The following is a 23,660-nucleotide window of genomic DNA, read 5'->3' on the forward strand; positions in this document are numbered from 1 at the left end:
CCTAACTGGCCGCCGGGCTTTTCACGTTGATGGTAAAGTCGCCGGTGTGAATCTGGCCGCCGTGGTTGAACTGCAGAAACACGCGGTAGAGGCCAGGCTTCTCGAAGTTGGTGTTGAACCCAATGCTGGGGCCCTTGTCGGCTTGGTCGTTGGGGTGTACGTGCAGGTAGCTCTCGGTGTCTTCGCTGATAACCACCACGTGGCCCAGCGCGCCGAGGTAGTTGTCGAGGTTGGTAACGGGCTGGCCGTCTTTGCTGATGGTGATTTTCATGCCCAGCAGTTGGCCCGTGGTCAGGGCTTTGTCAAACGAAAGCGTGGCCTGGTAGCCGTCCTGGCTCCACTGCATGTCGTCGTTTTTGAACTTCATTGGGGCGTAGGCCGCGCCTTTCACCGTGATGGGCTGGCGGCCCAGCTGGTGGCCGGCGCCGGTGGGCGTGTAGTCCTGAAACAGCACGTACTCGCCGCCTTTCGGGAAGGTGTACTGCACTTTGTAGTCGCCGTCGGCCGTGTACTCGGGGTGCTCGTGGTAGAACTGGCCCAGGTCTTTGCTGACGATGATGAGGTGGATTTTCTTCTCGTGCACCACCGCCAGCGGCACGGGCGCCGCCTCGTTGCCCGTTTCGCGGGGCGTGAAGGCGAGGGTGGCAGGCTGGCCGGCCGTGAGCTGCATGGGCGTGGGCACCAGCTTCATGTCGTAGGTTTTGCCATTGCTCACCTGGTCATTGTGCTCCAGCTTCATGCCGCACTTGGGGCACTTCTCGCCCTCTTTGGTGCTCGTGACTTCGGGGTGCATGGGGCAGGCGTAGATGTGCCCGCCGGCGTGGTCGGCGGTGCCGGCGGCCGGGCCGTTGGTGGGCGTCGTGACGGTGTCGGTAGCGCTGCTGGAAGTCGAATCAGACGAGCAGCCGGTGGTGGCGAGCAGGCCGGCCAGGGCCAGCAGGGAAAGTGGTAAGCGGGACATAAATGGGGGAGGTAAGCGGTGAAAAAACAAGGGCCAGTGGCGGCGGCGGCCGCCGGCAAGTCTGCCGCCGGAGCAACCAAAGCTGCCAGCATCCGACGGCCCAGCCTGGCTGCCGCGTAGTGTTGCGGCCAGCCGGAGTGCCAGCCGCAAAGCCCGTGAGCTGGCAGGGCGTATTGGGGGAGGAAGAAAAGGAGGGAGGAGCGCACGCAGGCACCGGGCCCACAGGCAAAAACGCCCAGGCCCGCCCCGGACATAGCACAGCTATGCCAGGGCGAGCCTGGGGCACGTCAACGGAATCAGACCGTCAGGGACTGAATGAAAATCCGGATGTCGGGGATTTTGGGCGGCAGATGCTCGCGCAGTACCAGCACCACAGGCTGGGTACGGTCCCAGGAGCCAAGGGCCGCCCGGAAACAGAAGTCCGTGGCGGGCGGCAACAGGGCCGGCGCCGGTACCAGCAGCTGCTTTTCGGCCGGTGCTGTCAGCGACTTGAGCACGGCGGCCGAATTGTCTTTGCAGCAGCCGGACTCGCCGGTAGACTTCCCGGACGTATGCGTATGCTGGGTTGCTTTTTTTGACTGCGTAGCCGCCTGGCCGTGGCCGTGGCAGCCGGGGTGTGCTGGAGCCGTTGCCTCGGCGGCCGGCGCGGGCGCCGCCTCCACGGGGCTCACCGTCGCGCACCAGCACTGGCCCACAAACACGTTGACGAAGACGAGCAGAAAGCTCGTCGCCATCAGGCGTCGGAAAGGGAACAGGCTACGGAACATATCGGGCAGGCAGAAAGCAGCTGCAAAAGTACGGTTCTTACGCAGATGCCAACAGCTGGGGTGTCTACTGGAATTGCCGGCAAAGAGTTCCGGCGGCCGGGCGGCATCTGCCAGGGCGGGGCGGAAACCCTGTTCCAGAGTGCCACGCCGGTATCTGCCAGCCGGTAGGCGGCAACTCACGAAGCAGCTCAATCACCAAATCACGCAAGTCCGGGGCACGATTATGTGTCCGGCTCGTCCATAGCTGCGTTGGAGGAGGATGAATTATACAAGATTCAGGACGGATTCCGTACCAGCGCCGGCCCGGGAAAGCTGTTGCTTTGCACCAGTTACGAGCAGCCTTCGGCCCTTCCGAAAGCACGCTTACTCCCCGCCCTGTGTTACCCCGTACTATGGAAACTGACCTTAAAACCGAAACCCTCGACATCGAAGGCATGACCTGCGCCTCGTGCGCCTCCTTCGTCGAAAAGTCGCTGGCCCGCACGCCCGGCGTGCAGCGGGCCATGGTCAACTTTGCCACCGAAAAAGCCACCATCGACTACCTGCCCGCGCAGGCCACGCCTGCTACCCTGAGGCAGGCCGTGGTGCAGGCCGGCTACGGCGTGCTGGAGCGCGCCCCCGACACCAGCGCCGCCGACCGCCAGGCGGAAATCGACCAGCAGAAAGCCCACGCCTACCAGCAGCTCAGGCGCCGCTTCTGGGTGGCGGCCGGGCTAGCCCTCATCATCATGCCCCTGAGCATGCTCATGCTCTGGCCGGCGGCTATGCAGCGCATCAATATGCAGTGGCTGAACTACGGCCTGCTGCTGCTCACGCTGCCGGTGCTGCTCTACAGCGGCCGCGAGTTCTACACCTCGGCCTGGAACGGCTTCCGGCACCGCGCCGCCAACATGGACACGCTCATTGCCGTGGGCACCGGCGCTGCGTTTCTCTACAGCCTGGCCGCCACCGTCGTGCCCGAGTTCTTCCGCAGCCGCGGCCTGACGCCCGAGGTCTACTACGACACCACCGCCACCATCATCGCCCTGATTCTGCTGGGCAAAGTGCTGGAACTGCGCGCCAAAACCCAGACCTCGGCCGCCATGAAGGCCCTGATCGGGCTGCAGGCCAAAACGGCCCGCGTAGTGCGCCCCGGCGGCCAGGAGCTGGACGTGCCCATTGAACAGGTGCAGCTCGGCGACCTGGTGGTGGTGCGCCCCGGCGAGAAAGTCGCCACCGACGGCCTCATCGAAGAAGGCCACTCGGCCGTGGATGAGGCCATGCTCACCGGCGAAAGTCTGCCCGTGGAGAAGAAAGCCGGCGACCCGGTATTCGGGGCCACGCTCAACAAAACCGGCTCCTTCCGCTTCCGCGTGACGAAAGTGGGCGCCGATACCATGCTCGCCCAGATTGTGAAGCTGGTGGAAGACGCCCAGGGCAGCCGCGCGCCCATTCAGCGCCTCGCCGATAAGGTCAGCGCCATTTTTGTGCCCACGGTGGTCGTCATTGCCATTCTCACCTTCGTGCTCTGGTTTGATCTGGCCCCCATCGAAACGCGCCTGCCGCTGGCGCTGGTCAACTTCGTGGCCGTGCTCATCATTGCCTGCCCCTGCGCGCTGGGGCTGGCCACGCCCACGGCCATCATGGTGAGCACCGGCAAGGGCGCCGAGCACGGCGTGCTGATCCGCAACGCCGAGGCCCTGGAAAAAGCCTACCAGGTAAACACCGTGCTGCTCGACAAAACCGGCACCATCACCCGCGGTGAGCCCGCCGTGACCGATTTTGTGCCGGCCGCCGGCCAGGATGCCGCCCGGCTGCTGCAGCTGGTGGCGGCCGTGGAGCGCCAGAGTGAGCACCCGCTGGCCGCGGCCGTGGTGCGCTACGCCGAGGCGCAGCAAGCCGCATCGGCTCCGGCCACCGGCTTCCGGGCCATCGAGGGCCAAGGGGCCGAGGCCACAGTGAACGGGCAAGCCGTGCTCATCGGCAATTCCCGGCTGCTCGATGAGGCCGGCATTGTGCTGCCGGTGGCCGTGCGCCAGCAGGCCGACGCGCTGCTGACCCAGGCCAAAACCGTGCTCTACGTGGCCGTAGCAGGCCAGGCCGCCGGCCTCATCGGCGTGGCCGACACCGTGCGCGACACGTCGGTGGCGGCCATCCGGCGCCTGCAAAGCATGGGGCTGGAAGTGGTGATGATGACCGGCGACAATCCCCAGACCGCCGCCCAGGTGGCCCGGCAGGTGGGCATCACGCGCTACTTTGCCGAGGTGCTGCCCGGCGGTAAAGCCGGCAAGGTGAAGGAGCTGCAGGCCGAAGGCCGCATCGTGGCTATGGTCGGCGACGGCATCAACGACGCGCCCGCCCTGGCCCAGGCCGACATCGGCCTGGCCATGGGCGGCGGCACCGACGTGGCCATGGAAGCGGCCGGCATCACGCTCATGCGCTCCGATTTGCAGGGCGTGGTCACGGCCATCGAGCTGAGCCGGCAAACCATCCGCACTATCAAGCAGAACCTGTTTTTTGCCTTTCTCTACAACTCGCTGGGCATTCCCATTGCTGCCGGCCTGCTCTACCCGGTGTTTGGCTGGCTGCTTTCGCCCATGCTGGCGGCCGGGGCCATGGCGCTAAGCTCGGTGTCGGTGCTCACTAATTCGCTGCGGCTGCGCGGCTTCACTCCCCTCAAGCCTTAACCCGGTATGGATACTGTCGAAATCATCGTGACGCTGGTGGGTGTGGCCCTGGCCGGGTTCGTGCTTTGGTATTTCTTTTTCTCGGCCCGCCAGACGGCAAGCGCCGTGTCGTCCGTCAGCGGGGTGCAGGAAGTGGATATCACCGTGAAAGGTGGCTACTCGCCCGACGTTATTGAGGTGGAGCGCGGCAAGCCCGTGCAGCTCAGCTTCTACCGCGACGAGGAAAACAGCTGCTCCGAGGAGCTGCTCATGCCCGACTTCCACATCCGCCGCGACCTGCCCGCCTTCAAAACCACGCTGGTGGAGCTGCTGCCCCAGCAGGCCGGCACGTTCCCGTTCACCTGCGGCATGGGTCTGCTGCGCGGAAGCCTGGTGGTGAAATAGCCGGCGCAACGGCCCGGATTGGCCAGCTACCCATCATTGCCGCTACGGCTATTGGCGAAGACAGTAGGGCAGTGGCATACCCTGTGCATAAAAAAAGGCCTTAGCGTGCTGCTAAGGCCTTTTTGGTGGTCGCGCTAGGAATCGAACCTAGATCTAGAGCTTCGGAGGCTCCCATACTATCCGTTGTACTACGCAACCCGGTAATGAGGCGCAAAACTAGAGAGAAAATGCCGCCGCGCAAAACAACACGGGCCATTTTATGCAAAATCATGTTCAGAATGGCCACAACCTTCCGGCCGGTAAAGCAGTTAGCTTTACCACACAACCCGAACTTTTTCTACTTATGGCTTCCCCCGAAAAAAAGAACCTATACACCGCCGACGCCACCGCCATTGGCGGCCGTAGCGGCCACGTGCGCTCCGCCACCGGCATCATCGACTTGGATATGTCGGTGCCGGAAGGGCTGGGCGGCAAGAAGAACGCCACCAACCCCGAAGAGCTGTTTGCGGCCGGCTACTCGTCGTGCTTCCAGCAGGCCTTGCTCGTTATTGCCCAGCGCGCCGGCGACAAGCTCGACCCGCAAACCGAAGTGAAGTGCTCGGTGACCCTGTTTCAGGAAGGCGAAGGCTACGGCCTGTCGGCCGTGCTCGACGTCGACCTGAAGTCGTTCGACCAGCAGAAAACCGTGGACATGGTGCGCCAGGCCCACAAAATCTGCCCGTACTCGGTAGGCACCCGCGGCAACATGGAAGTGGAGCTGCGCGTGAAAGGCGAGGCTCTGCCCGTAGAAGCCGAAGAAAACGCCGGAGTAGCCGCCAAAGGCTAAACCCAGCTAACGAACAATGCAAAAGGCCCGTCCGGATATCCGGACGGGCCTTTTGTATGCTAAGCAGTGTGGTCAGATGGGACTAGATGCCCTGGGCAGCCAGCACTTCCTTCACGCGCTCAGCGGCATCTTTCAGCAACACGGCCGAGTACACTTTCAGGCCGCTTTCGTCGATGATGCGGGCGCCTTCTTCGGCGTTGGTGCCCTGCAGACGCACGATGATCGGCACTTTGATGTCGCCGATGTTCTTGTAGGCTTCTACCACGCCATTCGCCACCCGGTCGCAGCGTACGATGCCACCGAAGATGTTGATGAGGATGGCTTTCACGTTCGGATCCTTCAGGATGATGCGGAAACCGGCTTCTACGGTCTGGGCGTTGGCTCCACCCCCTACGTCGAGGAAGTTGGCCGGCTCGCCGCCGCTCAGCTTGATGATGTCCATGGTGGCCATGGCCAGGCCGGCGCCGTTCACCATGCAGCCTACGTTGCCGTCGAGCTTCACATAGTTCAGGTTGGACAGCGACGCTTCCACTTCCAGCGGATCCTCTTCGTTGGTGTCGCGCAGCTCCACGAAATCCTTGTGGCGGTAGAGGGCGTTTTCGTCGAGGGTTACTTTGGCGTCAACGGCCAGAATCTTGTCGTCCGAGGTTTTCAGAACGGGGTTGATTTCGAACATGGCCGAGTCCGTCTCGTCGTAGGCCTTATACAGGGCCTGCACGAACTTCACCATTTCCTTCTGCGCCGGACCAGTCAGGCCCAGGTTGAAGGCGATTTTAGCGGCCTGGAACGGACGCAGACCCACGCGGGGGTCTACATGCTCGCGGTGGATTTTCTCGGGGTGCGCCTCGGCTACCTCCTCGATGTCCATGCCGCCTTCGGTGGTGTAGATGATGACGTTCTTGCCGGTCGCGCGGTCCAGCAGCACGCTCATGTAGTATTCCTTGGTTTCCGAAGCGCCGGGGTAGTACACGTCCTGCGCAATCAGCACCTTGTGCACCTTGCGGCCTTCGGCGCCGGTTTGCTTGGTTACGAGCTGCATGCCGATGATCTGGCCGGCAATTTCTTTCACCTGCTCCAGGTTTTTGGCGAGTTTCACCCCACCCCCTTTGCCACGGCCGCCCGCATGAATCTGGGCTTTGATAACGTACCAGCTCGTGCCGGTCTCTTCGGTCAGCTTCTTGGCAGCTTCCACGGCCTGCTCGGCAGTGTCGGCGGTTATGCCTTCCTGCACGCGCACGCCGTAGCGTTTCAGAATTTCTTTGCCCTGATACTCGTGAATGTTCATAAAGGTCGGTTAAGGGGAAGTTCGGGGTGGGTTACTGAGCGCGAAAGTAGGCAATTATAGGCTGAACCGCGCTGTCATTGCGAGCGAAGCGAAGCAATCTTTCCTCTCTGTGAGCCAAACGCCCCCCTAATCGAAGCCCTCTGGCAGCAGTGTAATAGACTAACGCCGGAAGGTTTGTCGGTAAAGAAAATGTCTGCTCTGAGAGGAAAGATTGCTTCGCTTCGCTCGCAATGACAGCAAAACTCACTTCCCATACCACTGCGCCATCACCTGCTCGGCGGGTTTGTGCTGGGGCGTGAAGTCGAGGTGGCGGCGCAACGGGCCGTCGGGTTGCAGGCCGGGGTACCATTTCCAGATGAAGATGCCCCTGAACCAGGGCTGCGGCCAGAACGTCTCGAACATCGCCTCGTAGCACACGCGCTGGGTGGTTTCGTCGGGGGTGGCGGGCAGGGCGTTGCGGTCGGGCCATACCCAGGGCTGAATGGCCGCGTCGGGCGTGGTTTTGTAGCCGGCCTCGGTGAACAGCACGGGCTTGCCGTAGCGCTTCTGCACGGCGGTAATGCGGGCCAGCGGCTCGCGCCAAGCTTTCAGCAGGGCCGCTTTGGCGGGCCGCTCGGTGGTGCTGAGCGGGAAATAGGCCTGCACCCCGATGTAGTCCAGCGCGTCCCAGAACTTCACCTGCTCGAACTCGCCGCTCCAGTTGGCGGCGTACGTGAGCGGGCCGTGGTACACGCGGCGCACTCGCCCGATGAGGGCGCGCCACTCGGCCTCGTGGCCCACAGTTTTCTCCAGCTCCGTCCCGATGCACAGTGCCTCCATGCCGTTGGCCTCGGCCAGCTCGGCGTAGTGCACTATAAACGTGGTGTAGGCTGCAAACCACTGCTGCCAATCGGCGTCAGAGGTCATGCTGATGTCGCCGGGCCAGGTGCCACCGGGGCCACGCAGCCACAGGTGGGGCTTGAGCAGCGTATGGATGCCGCGCTGCCGGGCTTGCTGGGCGGTGCGCACGAGGCCCCGGTCACTTTCGCCCCAGTAGTTGCGGCTGCCGGCACCGGTGTGCATCCGGATTTCGGGCGAAGCGGCGCCGGCCTGCCAGCCAAACGGCGTCTGGGCAATCCAGTTGACGTGGGCCCGCACCAGCGGCTCCAGGTCCTGGCTGGCCAGTGAGTCGGCTCCCACCCAGTTGACGCCCTTCAGGCGGGCTTCCAGCCTAGCCAGCCCGGAGGCGGCAGTTGCCGGGCGGCCGGGGCTGGGTTGGGAAACCGGGTCTGCTGGTTGGGCAGAGCGCCGGGCCAGCCCTAAAGCCGCCAGCAATGCCGCCGCTACCAGCCCCAGCCAGAGCCACGACCAGCGGGGAGAAGAAGGAAAAACAGCCATAGCCATAGTAGGTGCGTCAGCGTATAGGGCTCAAATTGCAGAAAACCGCTTGCATCTGCTGCGTGCCGGTGGGCCTGGTTGGGGGCGCGCCCCACTACCGGGTCTGGAGCGGGCCGGTGTAATCTGCGCAGCAAACTGTAGATTTGTTTTTCGTCCTCCGGCTCACTTTACCTGGTTCCGTTTTGCTGCAAGCCATCAACGTTCGTAAGAAATACAATACGCTGGAAGTCCTCAAGGGCATCGACCTGACCATTGAAAAGGCCGAAATCGTGTCCATCGTGGGGTCTTCGGGGGCTGGCAAGAGCACGCTGCTGCACATTCTGGGCACGCTCGACAACCCCGATTCCGGCGAGATTCTCTTCGACGGCCAGTCGGTCAGCTCGCTGCGCCGGTCGGAGCTGGCGCGGTTCCGCAACCGCCACATCGGGTTCATCTTCCAGTTTCACAACCTGCTGCCCGAGTTTACGGCGCTTGAAAACGTGTGCCTGCCGGCGTATCTGGCCGGCCGCTCGGAAAAGGAAACCCGCGTGCGGGCCCGCGAATTGCTCGGGATGCTGAACCTTGAGCGCCGCGCCGACCATAAGCCGTCGGAAATGAGCGGCGGCGAGCAGCAGCGCACGGCCGTGGCCCGCGCCCTCATCAACTCCCCCGAAATCATCTTCGCCGACGAGCCCAGCGGCAACCTCGACTCGCAGAACGCCCAGGAGCTGCACCAGATTTTCTTTCTGCTGCGCAAGGAGCTGGGCCAGACCTTCGTCATCGTGACCCACAACGACCAGCTGGCCGAAATGGCCGACCGCAAGATCACCATGAAGGACGGCTACATCTGGGAAGGCCAGAACTAGCTGGTTGCCTGCTACCATCGTTTCAGCGCCTCTTCCTGCTGCAGGGGGAGGCGCTATTGCGTTCGGGCAGTAGGGCCGGCGGAACCCCGACGTGGCGGAAGGCGTTTAAGCTCCAGAACATCAACGCTGCCGTGGGCTTTGGCCCTGGCTCAGGTCATGCGTCCGACCCGCCCCGGACCATGCAGCCCAACCCCTTGCCCCGTCACCGGAACGGAGCAAGGGGTTTGTTTTTGCCCTGCCACGCAGCCGCAGAAGCTGCAAAACCGGGCTGAAAACCGGCTGGAAAAGCCCAAAAATATTAGTCGACTAACCTAGTTGGAAATAATGTTTGTAAGTTGTTGAATGTCAGTGTTAAAAATTGAGAAAAATTCTGTCAAATTTTGCACCTTTGCCGGGGCTGGGGCGTTACATATCCAGAACACACAACGGTATTACAGGACATCAAAACGACAGACGCCATGAGTGACGTAACCAAGACCATCAAAGAGCCGGTTCGCAAGACCAAAGTGGAGAGCTTCGATATCTCGCGCTCCGACGAGACGCTGCACCTGGCGACTGATCTGGCTAAGTTTATCAAGGAAAATAAGCTCACGACCACCGTGCAGGGCAAGGAGTTCGTGAACGTGGAAGGCTGGCAGTACGCCGGCTCGCGTCTGGGCATCGTGCCCATCGTCGACCACGTCATCAACGTGTCCACGGACCAGGAAATCAAGTACCAGGCCAAGGTGACGCTGTTCGACATGAAGTCGGGCCACACGGTGGGGGCGGGCTTCGCCATTTGCTCCAATAAAGAGCAGGGCAAGAAGTTTTATCAGGAGTTTGCCATCATGAGCATGGCCCAGACCCGGGCCATCGGCAAGGCCTACCGCAACATCCTGGCCTGGATTATCCGGGCGGCCGGCTACGAGCCTACGCCGGCCGAGGAAATGGATTACGGCGGAAATACGCCCGCTGCCGCTCAGCCCGCCATGGCCGTGGTGCCGGCATCGGCTCCGGTGTCAGTGGCTGCCGAGGCACCCGCGCCCATGAAAGCCGTAGCCGCCGACGCGCCTGCTGCTGAGGTTTCGGCTCCGGCCTACGCCTCGGCGTCGCAGAAAGAGGAAATCATCCGGCTGCTGAACCATCCGGTTATCTCGCGCCCCGAGAAAACCAAGATGCTGCTCAACATCAACCGCCTCGATGAGGAGCGTGCCACCCAGGCCATTGCCAAGCTCCGCAAAGCCATCGAGGACCGCGAGAATGGCCAGGCTGCTGCCGCCTAAATAGACCCTACTACATATACAGAAAGCCCGCTGCCGATTGGCGGCGGGCTTTTTTTTGCGACGCGAAGCTCCAGCTTCTGCGAACGAGCGGAGCGAGTACCGGTGCCGCGCCGCTTGCACTAACGCCAGATACTCGCTGCGCTCGTTCGCAGAAGCTGGAGCTTCGCGTTACTTTTGCCGCATGCCCGAGCACGCCACCGACGATATTCTGCACGTACTGCGCCAGCACTGGGGCCACCCGGCGTTCCGGCCGCTGCAGGAAGACATTATCCGGTCGGTGCTTGCGGGGCAGGATACGCTGGCGCTGCTGCCCACCGGCGGCGGCAAAAGCATCTGCTTTCAGGTGCCGGCGCTGGCCCGGCCGGGGCTGTGCTTGGTGGTGTCGCCGCTGATTGCGCTGATGAAGGACCAGGTGGAAAACCTGCGTAAGCGCGGCATCAAAGCCGAGGCCGTGTTTTCGGGTATGAGCCACCAGGAAATCGACCAGACGCTGGACAACTGCGTGTATGGCCCGGTGAAATTCCTGTACGTGAGCCCCGAACGGCTGCAGACCGACATGTTCCGGGCCCGGGTTGGCCGCATGAAGGTGAGTTTGCTGGCCATCGATGAGGCACACTGTTTGTCGCAGTGGGGCTACGATTTCCGGCCACAGTATCTGCAGATTGCGGCGCTGCGGGAGCTGCTGCCCGGCGTGCCGTGCATTGCCCTCACGGCCACGGCCACCGAGCAGGTGAAGCTGGACATCGTGGAAAAGCTGCTGTTTCGGCCCGGCCACCGCGTGTTTCAGCAGAGTTTTGCCCGGGCCAACCTGTCGTATTCGGCGCTGGCCACCGAGGACAAGCTGCGCCGCCTGCTGGAAGTGGTGCGGGGCGTGGGGGCCGGCAAAACCAGCATCGTGTATGCCCGCACCCGCCGCCAGACCGAGGATACAGCGGCCTACCTGCAGCAGCAGGGCGTGCGCGCCGCGCCCTACCACGCCGGCCTACCCTCCGACCAGCGCACCCGCACCCAGCAGGACTGGATGCAGAACCGCGTGCACTGCATCGTGGCCACCAACGCCTTCGGCATGGGCATCGACAAGCCCGACGTGCGGCTGGTGGTGCACCTGGAGGCGCCCGACAACCTGGAGGCCTATTACCAGGAAGCCGGCCGGGCCGGGCGCGACGAGAAATACGCCTTTGCCGTGCTGCTGCAGGGCCCCAACGACGCCGCCGAGCTGCGCCGCCGCACCCAGCAGGCCTACCCGCCGCTGGACACCGTGCGCCGGGTGTACCAGGCGCTGGCCAACTTCTCGCGCACGGCGGTGGGCGGCGGCGAGTTGGTGGCCTTCGACTTCGACATTCAGCACTTCGCCGAAACCTACCGCATCAAGGCCCTCGACGCCCACAACAGCCTGCGCACCCTGGCTCGTGAGGGGTTCGTGCAGCTGAACGAGGCCGTGAACACGCCCGCCCGGGTGCACATTCCCATCGACCACCAGGACCTGTACCGGTTTCAGGTGGCCAACGCCCAGCACGACCAGCTTATTAAAAGCCTGCTGCGCTTCAACGGCGGGGAGCTGTTCAGCGGGTTTCAGCGGATTTCAGAGAACAGCCTGGCCCAGCACCTGAAGCTGAGCGTGGTGGATGTGCGCAAGACGCTGGTGTTTCTGCACCGCTCGGGCATCATCCAGTACCAGCCGCGGCAGGAGTCGCCGCAGGCCCTGTTCACCACGCCGCGCTTCGATGCCGACAAGCTGCCGCTGGACCAGAAGCGCCTCACCCAGGCCCGCGACCTGGCCCTGCACAAAACCGAGGCCGTGGTGCGCTACGCCGCCGGAAGCCGCTGCCGCCAGCAGCTGCTGCTGGAGTATTTCGGCGAGCTGGACGCGCCGCCCTGCCGCGTCTGCGACTTCTGCCTGGCCGAGAAGAAAGCCCGCCAAACGCCCGCACCGTCTGCCGACCTGCGCCAGCAGCTACTCACGCTCCTGAAAGCCACCCCCCAAACGCCCCGTGAAATCCTCACGCATTTCGCGCCGGGCCAGGCCACGGCCGTCACGGAGCAGCTGCGGGAGCTGGTGGAGCTGGGGGAGCTGCAGTACGCGCCGGATGGACGGCTGGGGTAGGAATTTATTGGCGCCTTGCAGGAATGGACCCGGTCCGGCGGCTGAAAAAAGCCGCCGGACCGGAGCTGATGCACTGTGCTAACACCCAAAAAGACGCCCCGGCCGCGCCTGGAACAGGCACAGCCGGGGCGGCTTTTTTTTGAGAAAACTCGAAGTTATTTCTTCAGCAATTTCAGCAGTTCCTCAGCGGCCGGCTCCGACGAGGCGGGGTTCTGGCCGGTAATCAGGTTGCCGGCTTTCACTACGTAAGGAGCCCAGTCGGCGCCTTTGGAGTAGTCGCCGCCGTTCTGCTTCAGCATGTCTTCCACCAGGAAAGGCACTACGTTGGTCAGCTGTACGGCTTCTTCTTCGGTGTTGGTGAAGCCCGCTACCGATTTGCCTTTAACCAGCGGCTCGCCGTTGGCGTCCTTCACGTGGCGCAGCACGCCGGGGGCGTGGCACACGGCCGCTACCGGCTTGCCGGCGGCGTAGAAGTTCTCAATCAGCTCGATGGACTTTTTGTCCTCGGCCAAATCCCACAGCGGGCCGTGGCCGCCGGGGTAGAACACGGCGTCGAAATCAGCAGCGTTTACCGTATCCAGCTTCACGGTGCTGGCCAAGGCCTGCTGGGCGTCGGTGTCGGCTTTGAAGCGCTTGGTGGCGTCGGTCTGGGCGCTTGGGTCGTCGCTCTTGGGGTCGAGGGGCGGCTGGCCACCGGCCGGCGAGGCCAGCGTGAGCGTGGCGCCGGCATCCTTGAACACGTAGTAAGGCGCGGCGAATTCTTCCAGCCAGAAGCCGGTTTTATGTCCTGTATCGCCCAGCTGGTCGTGGGACGTCAATACCATCAGAATGTTCATGGTTGTAGGAAAAAGGGGTTGAAAAACGGGTGGTGAACGGCCGTAGCGCGAACTTTGTAGTTCGCGTCCCCGCGCCGTTTAGGCGGCTGTCGTTCGGGGGCGCGAACTACAAAGTTCGCGCTACGGCGCATCCGCCGGGATTCGGCTACTGGCCCTGTACGGGCAGCAGGTGGTAAAAGGAGGTTTTGCGCTCGGCCAGCAGCGGTACTATCTGGCCCAACACTAGGTCCTGGAAGTGGGGCGCGGCGCGGTGCGCAATCTGCGCTTCCTGGTTGGCGTACTGCTCATACACGAAGAAGCGCCCCGGCTCGTCGGCCGACTCATGGGCAATGTAGAGCAGGTTGCCGGGCTCGTGCTGGCGCACGGCGGCGGCGGCTTCCGTCAACAGGCCGCGGACGGTGTCGATGTGCTCGGTGGGCACCAGCCACTCGGCGGCCACGCAATAGATTTCAGCTGGAGTTGCCATGAAAAGCGGGAGTTGAAGGAGAGAAAAAAGCTAGGCTACCTTCACGATGGCCTTACCGGTGTTGTCGCCCTGGAACAAGCCCAGGAAAGCGGCCGGAATCTGGTCAAAGCCTTCCGTAACAGTTTCCTCGAACTTCAGCTTGCCCTGGCCATACCACTCCGTGAGCTTGGCCACGCCCTCCGGCCACTGCGGCAGGTAGTCGCTCACGATGAAGCCCTGCAGCTTGGTGCTGGTTTTGAGCAGCTTGCCCTCGGGGCGCGGGCCCACGGGTGCTTCGGTGCTGTTGTAGGTGGAAATCTGGCCGCAGAGCGCAATGCGTGCGTGCTTGTTGAGCAGGTCGTATACGGCGTCGGTGATGGGGCCGCCCACGTTGTCGAAGTAGCAGTCGATGCCGTTGGGGGCGGCGGCGGCCAGGGCTTCGGCAATGTTGGCGGTTTTGTAGTTGATGGCTTCATCAAAGCCCAACTCTTTCAGATAGGCCACCTTCTCGTCGGAGCCGGCCGTGCCAATCACGCGGCAGCCCTGGATTTTGGCCAGCTGGCCCACCACCATGCCTACTGCGCCGGCCGCACCCGATACCACCACCGTTTCGCCCGCTTTGGGCTGGCAGATATCAAGCAGCCCGAAATACGCCGTGAGGCCGGGCATGCCCAGCAGCCCCAGGAAGTAGCTCACCGGCGCCTTGTCCGTTGGAATCCGGTTCAGGCCCTTGCCGTCCGCAACGCTGTGCTGCTGCCACGGCAGGTTGCCCACTACCACGCTGCCCACGGGCAGGGTGTCGGACTGGCTTTCCACTACCTCGGCCACCACGCCACCCGCAATCGGCTGGCCCACCTCAAACGGCGCCACGTAGGACTTGGCGGCGCTCATCCGGCCGCGCATGTACGGGTCAACCGACACGTAGCGGGTTCTCAGCAGCACCTGGCCGGCCGCCAATGGCGGCAGCACCAGCGTTTCAAATCGGAACTGTTCGGCGGTCGGCGTGCCCTGGGGGCGGCTGGCCAGCACAATGGATTGGGTTTGCATAGCTCGGGGAAAAGGAAGAGTAAATATCAACTGTCATCCCGAGCTTGTGAAAGGCCTTACAATGAATGGATTCCCATTGAACGAGTCGTTCAGACATTGCAAGGTCCTTCGCAAGCTCAGGATGACAGTGACATTGCTAAGCTAACGGGCAGCTTAGGCGGCTTCGGTGGTGGTCGTGAGGTTCACCTCGATGTTGCCGCGGGTAGCGCGCGAGTAGGGGCAGATGCCGTGGGCAGCCTGCACCAGCTCTTCGGCCTGTGGCTGCTCTACGCCGGGAATGTTGATGTGCAGGTCGGCCGAAATGCCGTAGCCGCCGTCTTCAGCCTGGCCGAAACCAATCAGGGCTTCCACCGTCACGCCGTTCAGCTTCACGTTGGCCTGGCGGGCCGCTACGCCCAGCGCGCCCTCGAAGCACGAGGCATAAGCGGCGGCAAACAGCTGCTCGGGGTTGGTGGAGTTAGGCTTGCCGGGGCCGCCCATTTCCTTGGGCGTGCTCAGCGGAATGTTGATGACCTCGTCTTTGGACGTAACCTGGCCGTCGCGGCCACCTTTGGCTTTCGCCTGTGCGGTGAAGACTTTGTTGATTTTCATCGGGTAAAGAAAGAAGAGAAAAGAAAGAAAAGCTGGCCCGGAGTCAGGACAACTGAATGAGTAAGTGTTGAAGCTGAGCCCGCAGGGTTTCAAATTCGACGGGCGACATATCCAGCCGGGCAAACAGGGTAGCCGGGATGTGGCAAGCCCGCTGCTGCAGCTCGCGGCCGGCCGGCAGCAGACTGATAATGACGGAACGCTCGTCGCGCGGGTCGCGGCGGCGGCTCACGCACTGCTTCTGCTCCAGGCGCTTGAGCAGCGGCGTGAGCGTGCCCGAGTCGAGCAGTAGCTTTTCGCCCAGGGCTTTTACCGTCAGCTCGTCGTGCTCCCACAGCAGCATCAGCACCAGATACTGCGGATACGTCAGGTCCAGCTCCTGCAGATAGGGCTGGTAGGCCTTGGTCAGCAGCCTAGAAACCGCATAAATAGGAAAACACAGCTGGTTTTCCAGTTTCTGCAGCGTTTCGTCAGATGGAAGGGAAGGGGAGTTGCTCATGGGATTTGAGATAGTAAACGGCTTGTGGTTGTGTAATGTTTAATTGTGTGCAATTAAATAAAGTGCATTATGCTAAGTGACTGGTAAACAGTTATAAAAAAAAGAGTCGTTTCCCTAGATGAGGAAACGACTCTGGCAAATAGGGTAGAAAAAGCTACGCCTGCTGATACGCCTGAAAACCGCCAAGCAGGTTGCGCACCTGCATAAAGCCCTGCTGGGTGAGGTAGGCTTTGGCCGAGGTGGAACGGCCGCCGCTCTTGCAGTGCACGATAATTTCCTGGTCCTTAAGATCTTCCAGCTCTTCCAGCTTCTGGGGCAGCGTGTTAAGCGGAATATTCTGGCTGCCCTCAATGCGGCCTTCCTCGTTTTCCCAGGGCTCGCGCACGTCAATAATGGTAGGCTTTTCGCCAGCGGCCTGGCGTTGTTTTAGCTCGGCAGGAGTTATATCGGCCATAGGGCTATGTAAAGGGTGGTGGAAGGAAAATTGTGGAGTGTAAAGGTGGCAAAACTCCACAGAAGTACCACGCAAAAAGGGCCCGCAGATTATCTATTTGTTCAGTATCAGGCGTTTGCTCACGGTCAGGCCATCGGCTAGCGTCAGCTGTACCAAGTAGAGGCCGGCGGGCAGCGCGCCCAGCTCCAGCAGGGGTTGGCCGTGCTGGCTGGCTGGCTGCTGCCAGGCCACGCGGCCCAGGGCATCAAGCACCTGCGCACGGGCGTAGCGGCCCTGCACCCGCACCTGCCCCTGCGAGGCGGGGTTGGGGTAGAGGCTGTAGGCAGCGGCCACCGACGCCGGGGCGCTGCTGAGCACCGTGTTGGTCATCAGCGGGCGTAGCATCAGGGCCCAGCCTTCGTACTGCGGCGGCGTGTCGAGCGAAGCCGTGGACTTTGGCTCCCAGAAGTTACTCGTGAACTGCCAGAACGCCCCGGCTTCCGGCACGTTGTTCAGGTCAATGTTTATGCTGAGCGGCGTGGTGATGACGCCGTGGCCGTAGCCGGCATAGAACCGCCCGCTCACCGGCACCGGCGCCGCAAACGCAACTTCCAGAAACGTCTGGCCGGGTGGCAACGAGGCCGGAATCTGCACGCTCTGCGTGGCCTTGGGCTGGCGCGTGGGTGCCCCGTTGTTGGCCGGGTCGGCATCCCACACGTTCACCGTGATGGTGCGGCCCGCCGCGCTCGGATACGACGGCGAAATGCGGATGCTGCGCACCTGGTCGGGTTTGTTGAGCTCAAAGCGCAGCGCGTAGTAGTTCTGGGCCAGCCCGGGCTGGGGCACGCTCACGCTGGCTTCGGCGGTGCCGTCGTCGTAGGCGAAATAGTCGCTCAACTCGGTCACGCGCGAGATGGTGTCGTTGGGCAGGGTGCGCGGGTCGGTGTTGGCTTCGTTGGTGATGAGCGTGAGGCGGTGCCGCACCGTTTTGGCCGCCGCCGACACCGGCAGCGGGCTGCTGCGTAGGTCGCCCTCAATCCGGGCTTGAAACTGCGGGCTGCTCAGCGAGAAGAAGTCGGTAGTGCGGAACAGCGCCGCCGGGCCGGCCGGTAGCACGTCCAGCTGGCCCACCCAACGGCCGGGCACCGGAAAGCCGCTGTCGGAGAGGTTGTTAATGGTGGTGAACGTGGCCGGGTTGAGCAGTGCGGTAGGGTTGGGGGCGGCGTTGAACTGCCCCACCGGCATGGCCGTGCCGCGGGCCAGCAAGCTGCTCAGCGGGCGGCTGGTGGCCACGTCCTGATACAGCGAGTCGGCGCGCACCCGCACCGGAGCCAGTTTCACGTAGTCGATGCTCCAGGAATCGTCGTTGTTGGCCAAGCTGCCTTTGGCCCGAAACCGGAACTGGAAATCACCATGCAGAAACCGCGCCTGGTCGATGGCCACGAACTTGCGCCGGAAGGCCTCGCGCGTGCCGTCGCTGCGGCGCGTCCAGACCGGCACCCACAGGCCGTTTTGGTCTTTGAACTCCAATTGTAGCGATACGGCGGCCGTGCTGGAATTGGCGGAAGGCCGTCGGAAAATATTGCCTGCCTGCCAGTAGAAGCCCAAATACAGCCGGTCGGTGGCGGTGCGCCCGCTCAGGTCAATGGGCTGCGACGCCAGCGTGTCGATGTCGCTGTAGCCGCTGCCGTAGGGGCGGCCGTTGGCCCGCTGGCCGTCGAAGGTGGCTACGCCGCGTGTGGGCGGCGCCAGTGGAAAACGGTTGTTGACGAGCACCCCGCCGCCGGGCAGCCAGTTCGCTGCTTTCGGCGTGCCGTCCAGGGGCGTCGTGAAGTCGTCGAAGAAGGGTAGCGTCAGGGCCTGCCCGCGCTGGGCCGTGGCCGGGCGGTCTGCCGGCGCCGTCCGGCCCGGGTCAGTGGAGAGCGAGCGTAGGTCCTGGGCCATCGTGGCCAGGGGCAGCAGACCCAGAATCGATAAGGCAGAAACGCGTAGAATTTTGGAATACATCATCGAAAGCAAGTTAGGCTACCGGCTTGAAACGCGCCGGCGCAGCTTAAAATTTCAATCACAGATGGTGCAGATTGAAAAAGGATTTCGCGGATTTGCAGGGGCGGCAGCGGTTCGCGTCTGGAACACCCCATCAACAAAAGAGCCGCGCAACAGCGCGGCTCTTTTGCAGGAAATTCATCAGCGAAATCCCTCTTAATCTGCACCATCTGTGATTTTAGTTTACGCTTTTCACCGGCTCGTCGCCGGCCACCCAGATGTCTACCAGCTGGCCCATGCGGATGGTGGCGTCGGGGGCAGCCACGGGGCGCTGCTTCACCACGGTGCCGTCGGTTTCGCCGTCCTGGGCGGGCTGGTAGAATACTTCGCCCAGCTGCAGGCCCTGGCCCACGAGCAGCGTAGTGGCTTCATCGGCCGGCATATTGATGAGGTTAGGCATTGGGAATTCCTGGTTGCCGAGGCCGTCGCCCACTTCCAGGTCTACCTTGGTGCCTTTGGCAATGGCCGCGCCGGGCGCAATGTCTTTGCCGCCCACCAGCTGCCGCAGCACGGCATTCTGCTGAATGTTAGGCACCAGCTTGATCTGGCCCACCACCAAATCGTAGCTGCCGAGAATCATCTGGGCGTTTTTCACCGAGCCATCCGTCAGCTTGGGCATCTTGATGACGGGCGGGTTTTTCATGGCCACCGTGATATAGATCTTGCGGTCTTCCTTCACATTCTGGCCGGGCGCGGGGTCCTGGTTGAGTACTGTAAACGGGCGCGTGCCGGGGTTGTAGGAGCTGTCGTCGACGTAGAAGCGTAGGTTGCGCTCGTCGAGGTAGTCTTCGAGGTCGGCCTGGTTCATGCCCGTGATTTTAGGCACCACAATGGTTTCGCCGTGGTTGGTGGTCAGGGGCAGATACACAAAGAAGAACCCGAACACCAGCGCCGCCGTGGCCAGGCCAATCACCAGCAGGTGCTTTACCAGGTCAAGCGGCGTATCAGATTTGAAAAAGGACATGTAGCGTAAGCTTTAGCTTGCGCCGCCAGTTGTGGATGAGCGGCGAGGGAGAAGGAAAAAAGGAAGAGTCAGCGGGCGGTTAACGGCACAAGCTAAAGCTTATGCTACAATCTGCCGCTCACTGCGCTGCTTGCCGAACTCCAGGATCTGGTCGATGAACTGGTAGGGCGTATAGCCGGCCAGCGCGGTCTGGTGGAAGATGCAGGTGGCGGGTGTCATGCCGGGCAGCGAGTTTACCTCGATGATAAGCACTTCCACCGCCCCGTTGTCGCGCACGCGCACAAAGGCGTCGATGCGGGCGTAGCCCTGGATGTTCAGGATTTCGGCCACGCGGCGCAGCTCCTGCTTCACTTCCTCGGAAATGCGCTGGCGCTCCTGGGGCTCCGGCGCGTAGCGGGCCGGCGTGATGTTCTGGCCTTCGCCGGCCAGAAACTTCTCCTCCAGGCTCAGCACCTCGCCGGTCGCCAGGGCCTCCGAGGCTTCAAATACCTCAATCTGTAGCTCGCCCTCGGGGCCGTAGTGCGTGAGCAGGCCGCCGGTTACTTCCAGGAAATGGGCTGCGCCGTCGCGCGAAATCAGGGTTTCCACCAGGAAAGCGTCCTTCTGCGGAAATTCCTCCTTGAAGCCCAGGCTGAGCGTGGTGGCCTCGGCGGGCATCAGGTCTTCTTGGTTGCGGAAGATGAGGCGGGTGAAGGCCTCCAACTCCGGCCGGGTCTTGATTTTCTTCACGGCCGAGGAGCAGCCGTCGTCGGCGGGCTTGGCGATGAAGGGGTAGGGGAACTGCGTTTCCAGGCTCTGGTAGAAGCTTTCGGCGTCGGCGGCCCACTCCAGGCGGCTGGCCATGCGGTGCTCGGCCACGCGCAGCCCGGCTTCGCGCAGTCGGCGGTTGGTTTCAAACTTGTTGATCGTGACCGAGGAGCTGTCCACGCCTGAGCCGTTGTAGGGCAGCCTGAACTTTTCCAGCTCGCGCTGCAGGGCACCATCCTCGCCGGGGCGGCCGTGCAGGGCAATAAACACCTCGTCCACCATGTCGGCCAGCTCCGTGAACGACACGCGGCGCGGCTGGGCCGTGAGCTGCCCCGCAAAGGTGCGGGTGATTTCGTGGGCTTCCTGCCGGATACGCTCCAGGATGGGGTGCAGGCCATGGCCGGCTTCCATGTGCTCCACTTTTTCCCGGATGTCGTCGGCGTTATCCTTAAGCATCACGTTGATGGGCAGCACGTAGAGGCGGAACTCGTCGCTGTTGCCGGTCAGGAACACGGGCACCGGCTCGTACTTCACCGAGGAGCTAAGCTTCTCGAAGATGTTGCGGCCGCTTTCCACCGAAATGTGCCGCTCCGATGAGTAGCCGCCCATAATCACGGCCACTTTGGTGCGGGTGCGCACCTCGCTGGCCCGGGCCGCCACGGCGGCATCCAGCTGCGCGAGCAGGCCGGCCAGGCGCACTGGCTGCATGCCGCCGCGCCGCCGCGCCGCCAGCGACGTGCGAATCAGGAACGTGAGAAACTGCGATGGATTCAAACCGATTTCAGCCGCCTGGTGAAAAAAGAACGACGCCGGCAACATGCCGGAAGTGGTGTTCGGGTCGTTGAGGAAGAGTTGACCGTCGGGGGAAATAAACCCATCCAGGCGCGCATACACCTGGAAACCGAAGGTGGTGAACATCTCCTCGCAGGCCTCGCGGATGCGCTGGATATCGGCTTCAGGTAGGTCGATGGGCGTTATTTTGCGGCTCAGGCCGGGCAGGTATTTCGAGCGGTAGTCGAACATCTCCTCGCCCTTCACAATCTCCGTGGGCGGCAGCGCCAGCGGCTGGCCGTTGGGGTCTTCCACCACGATGCACGAAAACTCACGGCCCTGCACGAAGCTTTCCACTAGCACCTGCGCCTCGCCGTCCACGTTGGTCAGCAGCACCGATTCGGCGGTCTGCAGCCGCTCGTTCAGGGCAGCCAGCAGGGCTTCGGGGTGGTAGAGGAAATTAGTTGTTTGTTGCTGGTTGTCAGTTGTCAGGTCATCATTAACTGACAACGAAGAACCGACAACTGACAACTCATCAAGGACCACCGGTAGGCCGATACCGTCGCGGATATCCACCAGCTGCTGCAGCCACTGGATTTTCTTATCGTCGGTGAGGGCCAGCCACTCGTGGCGGGTTACGGTTTTGCGGAACAGGCTGCGCTCGACGGCGGCCTGAAACTGGGCCAGGTTGGCTTCGCGCAGGATGCTGATGCCGATGCTGCTGCCCTGGCGCGGCGCCTTGAACACCAGCGGCAAGCCCAGCTCGCGCACCAGATAGTCGAGCGTGGCCTGCGGGTCGGCGGCGTCCCAGTCCTCCGTGCCGATGACGCGGAAGTCGGGTGTAGGGCGGTGCAGGGCCTTGAGCAGCTGCTTCTGAGCCACTTTGTTGATGCCAAACGCTGAGGGCAGAATGCCGGAGCCGGAATACGGAATGCCGTACCACTCCAGCAGGCCCTGAATAGCGCCGTCTTCGCCGCCCGGGCCGTGCAGGGCCAGGAAGGCGAAATTCATCAGTTCGCGCAGCTCCTGGGGCTGCACGCGGCGGCCCACCTCCGAGATGATGCGGTCCTGCTCGTCCAGGCTCAGGTGGCCGAGGCTTTCCAGGTACACCTGCCAGGGCCGCTCGGTGCGCGGCAGCGCCGCGGTGGGCGGGTAGAAGTCACGGATGGTGCCTTTATAGATGAAGTGCCAGTCGAGCAGAATAAAGTTGCCGCTGCTGTCCACAAACACGGGCACGGCCTCAAAGAGGGCCTTGTCGAGGTTGTCGTATACGGTGCGGCCGCCCGCAAAGCTGATTTCCCGCTCACGCGACGGGCCGCCGAAGAAGATGCCGATTTTCATAGGTAGCGCAAAGGTACGGGGATGTAACATAAGCTGTGACCAGAATAACGCACCCCACTCAAAGTGCTGCCCGCTCCGGTCCGACAGTGGCCTTTGTCGGACCAGCACGCAGCGCTTTCCGTATACGGCCAGTACGGCACAAGCTAAAGCTTATGCTACATTCGCGCCGTCATCCAACCAACCCGCTTATGCAAACCCTCGATCAGTACAACTTCGCCGGCAAGCGCGCCGTGGTGCGCGTAGATTTCAACGTGCCGCTCGACAAGAGCTTCGCCATCACCGACGATACCCGCATTCGGGCGGCCACGCCGACTATCAAGAAAATTCTGGCCGATGGCGGCTCGGTGGTGCTGCTCTCGCACCTGGGCCGACCCAAAGGCGGCCCCGAAGACAAGTTTTCGTTGAAGCACATTGTGGCCCGCCTGAGCCAGGAGTACGGCACCGAAGTACAGTTTGCTACCGATGCGCTGCAGGCCCAAGCCCAGGCCGACGCGTTGCAGCCCGGCCAGATTCTGCTGGTGGAAAACGTGCGTTTCTATGCTGAGGAAGAGAAAGGCGAAGCTGGCTTTGCTGAGAAGCTGGCTCCGCTAGGTAATGTATATGTGAACGATGCCTTCGGAGCCGCGCACCGCAAGCACGCCTCCACGGCCGTGATGGCCAGTCACTTCGCCCCCGCTGACCGCGTGGCCGGCTACCTGCTGCAGAGTGAGCTCGACAACGCCCAGAAAGTGCTGGAGCACGCCGAGCGCCCGTTCACGGCCATTATGGGCGGCGCCAAGATTTCGGATAAGATCCAGCTGATTGAGAAGCTGCTCGATAAGGTCGATAACCTGCTCATCGGCGGCGGTATGGCCTACACGTTTGCCAAAGCGCAGGGCGGCCAGATCGGCAGCTCGCTGCTGGAAGCCGACAAGATGGACCTGGCCCTGCGCCTTATCGAGCAGGCCAAGGCCAAAGGCGTAAACCTGGTGCTGCCCACCGACAGCCTCATTGCCGACAAATTCGCCAACGACGCCCAGATCAAAGAGGCCGCCAACAGCGAAATTCCGGAGGGCTGGATGGGCCTCGATCTGGGCCCGGAGTCCAGCAAGGCTTTTGCCGAAGTGGTGCGTAATTCCAAGACCATCCTCTGGAACGGCCCGATGGGCGTGTTCGAGATGCCCAGCTTCGCCAAAGGCACCCAGGCCGTGGCCCAGGCCATTGCCGAGGCCACCGAAGCCGGCGCCTTCAGCCTCATCGGCGGCGGCGACTCGGCGGCGGCCGTCAACCAGATGGGCTTCTCTGATAAGGTGAGCTACATCAGCACCGGCGGCGGTGCTCTGCTGGAGTACATGGAAGGCAAAGAGCTGCCTGGCGTGGCGGCGCTGGAAGGCCGGTAAGAACACGTAACGCGAAGCTCCTGCTTCAGCAAACGAGCGAAGCGAGTATCCGGGACTGCACCACAAGGTACGGTCCCGGATACTCGC

General features: G+C 62.6%; 21 protein-coding genes and 1 tRNA gene. 8 read left to right on the forward strand and 14 right to left on the reverse strand.

All coding sequences use genetic code 11. From position 1 onward, the window contains the following. Position 1 precedes the first annotated feature (1 nt). Positions 2–961 (reverse strand): DUF8832 domain-containing protein, encoded by a 960-nt coding sequence (locus tag O3303_RS01885; RefSeq protein ID WP_269560377.1) that lies wholly within the window; start codon positions 959–961, stop codon positions 2–4. Between the two features lie 296 nt (positions 962–1,257). After that, complete coding sequence (locus O3303_RS01890; protein WP_269560378.1) at positions 1,258–1,695, reverse strand: hypothetical protein; 438 nt, start codon at positions 1,693–1,695, stop codon at positions 1,258–1,260. A 425-nt stretch (positions 1,696–2,120) separates the two neighbouring features. Between O3303_RS01890 and O3303_RS01895 the strand changes: the two genes are divergently transcribed. Beyond that, on the forward strand, positions 2,121–4,394 hold the full coding sequence (locus tag O3303_RS01895; protein WP_269560379.1) for a heavy metal translocating P-type ATPase: 2,274 nt from the start codon (positions 2,121–2,123) through the stop codon (positions 4,392–4,394). A 6-nt stretch (positions 4,395–4,400) separates the two neighbouring features. Further along, positions 4,401–4,778, forward strand: a complete 378-nt coding sequence (locus O3303_RS01900) for a cupredoxin domain-containing protein (RefSeq protein WP_269560380.1) — start codon at positions 4,401–4,403, stop codon at positions 4,776–4,778. 123 nt (positions 4,779–4,901) lie between these two features. Here the strand turns inward: O3303_RS01900 and O3303_RS01905 are convergent. Then, positions 4,902–4,976 (reverse strand) — tRNA-Arg (locus O3303_RS01905). 145 nt (positions 4,977–5,121) lie between these two features. On the opposite strand from O3303_RS01905, the gene O3303_RS01910 reads away from it, so the two are divergent. Beyond that, on the forward strand, positions 5,122–5,604 hold the full coding sequence (locus O3303_RS01910; protein ID WP_269560381.1) for an Ohr family peroxiredoxin: 483 nt from the start codon (positions 5,122–5,124) through the stop codon (positions 5,602–5,604). Positions 5,605–5,686: 82 nt separating this feature from the next. Here the strand turns inward: O3303_RS01910 and sucC are convergent, their stop codons facing one another. Continuing rightward, positions 5,687–6,889 carry an ADP-forming succinate--CoA ligase subunit beta gene (sucC, locus tag O3303_RS01915; protein ID WP_185887076.1) on the reverse strand — a complete coding sequence of 401 codons (1,203 nt, stop codon included), beginning with the start codon at positions 6,887–6,889 and terminating at the stop codon, positions 5,687–5,689. 243 nt (positions 6,890–7,132) lie between these two features. Beyond that, positions 7,133–8,266, reverse strand: coding sequence for a glycoside hydrolase family 113 (locus O3303_RS01920; protein ID WP_269560382.1), 1,134 nt, complete (start codon positions 8,264–8,266; stop codon positions 7,133–7,135). Positions 8,267–8,448: 182 nt separating this feature from the next. Between O3303_RS01920 and O3303_RS01925 the strand changes: the two genes are divergently transcribed. From O3303_RS01925 to O3303_RS01935, 3 genes are all read left to right on the forward strand, one after another. Beyond that, complete coding sequence (locus tag O3303_RS01925) at positions 8,449–9,111, forward strand: ABC transporter ATP-binding protein (RefSeq protein WP_044013274.1); 663 nt, start codon at positions 8,449–8,451, stop codon at positions 9,109–9,111. Between the two features lie 458 nt (positions 9,112–9,569). Next, the gene (locus O3303_RS01930; protein ID WP_269560383.1) at positions 9,570–10,373 is read left to right on the forward strand and encodes a hypothetical protein; all 804 of its coding nucleotides are present in this window, start codon (positions 9,570–9,572) and stop codon (positions 10,371–10,373) included. Positions 10,374–10,554: 181 nt separating this feature from the next. Beyond that, on the forward strand, positions 10,555–12,477 hold the full coding sequence (locus O3303_RS01935) for a RecQ family ATP-dependent DNA helicase (RefSeq protein WP_269560384.1): 1,923 nt from the start codon (positions 10,555–10,557) through the stop codon (positions 12,475–12,477). A gap of 155 nt (positions 12,478–12,632) precedes the next feature. Here the strand turns inward: O3303_RS01935 and O3303_RS01940 are convergent, their stop codons facing one another. From O3303_RS01940 to O3303_RS01970, 7 genes are all read right to left on the reverse strand, one after another. Further along, the gene (locus O3303_RS01940) at positions 12,633–13,313 is read right to left on the reverse strand and encodes a type 1 glutamine amidotransferase domain-containing protein (protein ID WP_044013268.1); all 681 of its coding nucleotides are present in this window, start codon (positions 13,311–13,313) and stop codon (positions 12,633–12,635) included. Between the two features lie 145 nt (positions 13,314–13,458). After that, entirely contained in the window at positions 13,459–13,779 is a 321-nt protein-coding gene (locus O3303_RS01945; protein WP_269560385.1) for a putative quinol monooxygenase, read from the reverse strand. Positions 13,780–13,809: 30 nt separating this feature from the next. Further along, the gene (locus O3303_RS01950) at positions 13,810–14,805 is read right to left on the reverse strand and encodes an NADP-dependent oxidoreductase (RefSeq protein WP_269560386.1); all 996 of its coding nucleotides are present in this window, start codon (positions 14,803–14,805) and stop codon (positions 13,810–13,812) included. Positions 14,806–14,958: 153 nt separating this feature from the next. Beyond that, positions 14,959–15,396 (reverse strand): organic hydroperoxide resistance protein, encoded by a 438-nt coding sequence (locus tag O3303_RS01955; protein ID WP_269560387.1) that lies wholly within the window; start codon positions 15,394–15,396, stop codon positions 14,959–14,961. A gap of 43 nt (positions 15,397–15,439) precedes the next feature. Then, the gene (locus O3303_RS01960) at positions 15,440–15,892 is read right to left on the reverse strand and encodes a MarR family winged helix-turn-helix transcriptional regulator (protein ID WP_269560388.1); all 453 of its coding nucleotides are present in this window, start codon (positions 15,890–15,892) and stop codon (positions 15,440–15,442) included. 154 nt (positions 15,893–16,046) lie between these two features. After that, the gene (locus tag O3303_RS01965; RefSeq protein WP_044013262.1) at positions 16,047–16,346 is read right to left on the reverse strand and encodes a rhodanese-like domain-containing protein; all 300 of its coding nucleotides are present in this window, start codon (positions 16,344–16,346) and stop codon (positions 16,047–16,049) included. A 93-nt stretch (positions 16,347–16,439) separates the two neighbouring features. Further along, entirely contained in the window at positions 16,440–18,335 is a 1,896-nt protein-coding gene (locus O3303_RS01970) for a T9SS type A sorting domain-containing protein (RefSeq protein ID WP_269560389.1), read from the reverse strand. Between O3303_RS01970 and O3303_RS01975 the strand changes: the two genes are divergently transcribed. Further along, positions 18,322–18,531, forward strand: a complete 210-nt coding sequence (locus O3303_RS01975; protein WP_269560390.1) for a hypothetical protein — start codon at positions 18,322–18,324, stop codon at positions 18,529–18,531. The genes O3303_RS01970 and O3303_RS01975 overlap by 14 nt on opposite strands. 18 nt (positions 18,532–18,549) lie before the next feature. Here O3303_RS01975 and O3303_RS01980 read toward each other — a convergent pair whose 3' ends face one another. Both O3303_RS01980 and O3303_RS01985 read right to left on the reverse strand, forming a co-directional pair. After that, positions 18,550–19,335 carry a PASTA domain-containing protein gene (locus O3303_RS01980; RefSeq protein ID WP_269560391.1) on the reverse strand — a complete coding sequence of 262 codons (786 nt, stop codon included), beginning with the start codon at positions 19,333–19,335 and terminating at the stop codon, positions 18,550–18,552. Positions 19,336–19,434: 99 nt separating this feature from the next. Then, positions 19,435–22,194, reverse strand: coding sequence for a D-alanine--D-alanine ligase family protein (locus O3303_RS01985; protein ID WP_269560392.1), 2,760 nt, complete (start codon positions 22,192–22,194; stop codon positions 19,435–19,437). A gap of 188 nt (positions 22,195–22,382) precedes the next feature. Between O3303_RS01985 and O3303_RS01990 the strand changes: the two genes are divergently transcribed. Further along, complete coding sequence (locus tag O3303_RS01990) at positions 22,383–23,573, forward strand: phosphoglycerate kinase (protein WP_269560393.1); 1,191 nt, start codon at positions 22,383–22,385, stop codon at positions 23,571–23,573. The last annotated feature ends 87 nt before the right edge of the window (positions 23,574–23,660 follow it).

It is taken from the genome of Hymenobacter canadensis (assembly GCF_027359925.1).
In the GTDB taxonomy this organism is placed as follows: domain Bacteria; phylum Bacteroidota; class Bacteroidia; order Cytophagales; family Hymenobacteraceae; genus Hymenobacter; species Hymenobacter canadensis.

Bases quoted from the DNA above. Each gene is read 5' to 3' on its own strand.
- O3303_RS01930 (WP_269560383.1), top strand. From the start codon at position 9,570: ATGAGTGACGTAACCAAGACCATCAAAGAGCCGGTTCGCAAGACCAAA.
- O3303_RS01970 (WP_269560389.1), bottom strand. From the start codon at position 18,335: ATGATGTATTCCAAAATTCTACGCGTTTCTGCCTTATCGATTCTGGGT.
- sucC (WP_185887076.1), bottom strand. From the start codon at position 6,889: ATGAACATTCACGAGTATCAGGGCAAAGAAATTCTGAAACGCTACGGC.
- O3303_RS01965 (WP_044013262.1), bottom strand. From the start codon at position 16,346: ATGGCCGATATAACTCCTGCCGAGCTAAAACAACGCCAGGCCGCTGGC.
- O3303_RS01950 (WP_269560386.1), bottom strand. From the start codon at position 14,805: ATGCAAACCCAATCCATTGTGCTGGCCAGCCGCCCCCAGGGCACGCCG.
- O3303_RS01960 (WP_269560388.1), bottom strand. From the start codon at position 15,892: ATGAGCAACTCCCCTTCCCTTCCATCTGACGAAACGCTGCAGAAACTG.
- O3303_RS01980 (WP_269560391.1), bottom strand. From the start codon at position 19,335: ATGTCCTTTTTCAAATCTGATACGCCGCTTGACCTGGTAAAGCACCTG.
- O3303_RS01955 (WP_269560387.1), bottom strand. From the start codon at position 15,396: ATGAAAATCAACAAAGTCTTCACCGCACAGGCGAAAGCCAAAGGTGGC.
- O3303_RS01985 (WP_269560392.1), bottom strand. From the start codon at position 22,194: ATGAAAATCGGCATCTTCTTCGGCGGCCCGTCGCGTGAGCGGGAAATC.
- O3303_RS01940 (WP_044013268.1), bottom strand. From the start codon at position 13,313: ATGAACATTCTGATGGTATTGACGTCCCACGACCAGCTGGGCGATACA.
- O3303_RS01885 (WP_269560377.1), bottom strand. From the start codon at position 961: ATGTCCCGCTTACCACTTTCCCTGCTGGCCCTGGCCGGCCTGCTCGCC.
- O3303_RS01945 (WP_269560385.1), bottom strand. From the start codon at position 13,779: ATGGCAACTCCAGCTGAAATCTATTGCGTGGCCGCCGAGTGGCTGGTG.
- O3303_RS01920 (WP_269560382.1), bottom strand. From the start codon at position 8,266: ATGGCTGTTTTTCCTTCTTCTCCCCGCTGGTCGTGGCTCTGGCTGGGG.
- O3303_RS01900 (WP_269560380.1), top strand. From the start codon at position 4,401: ATGGATACTGTCGAAATCATCGTGACGCTGGTGGGTGTGGCCCTGGCC.
- O3303_RS01890 (WP_269560378.1), bottom strand. From the start codon at position 1,695: ATGGCGACGAGCTTTCTGCTCGTCTTCGTCAACGTGTTTGTGGGCCAG.
- O3303_RS01990 (WP_269560393.1), top strand. From the start codon at position 22,383: ATGCAAACCCTCGATCAGTACAACTTCGCCGGCAAGCGCGCCGTGGTG.
- O3303_RS01935 (WP_269560384.1), top strand. From the start codon at position 10,555: ATGCCCGAGCACGCCACCGACGATATTCTGCACGTACTGCGCCAGCAC.
- O3303_RS01910 (WP_269560381.1), top strand. From the start codon at position 5,122: ATGGCTTCCCCCGAAAAAAAGAACCTATACACCGCCGACGCCACCGCC.
- O3303_RS01895 (WP_269560379.1), top strand. From the start codon at position 2,121: ATGGAAACTGACCTTAAAACCGAAACCCTCGACATCGAAGGCATGACC.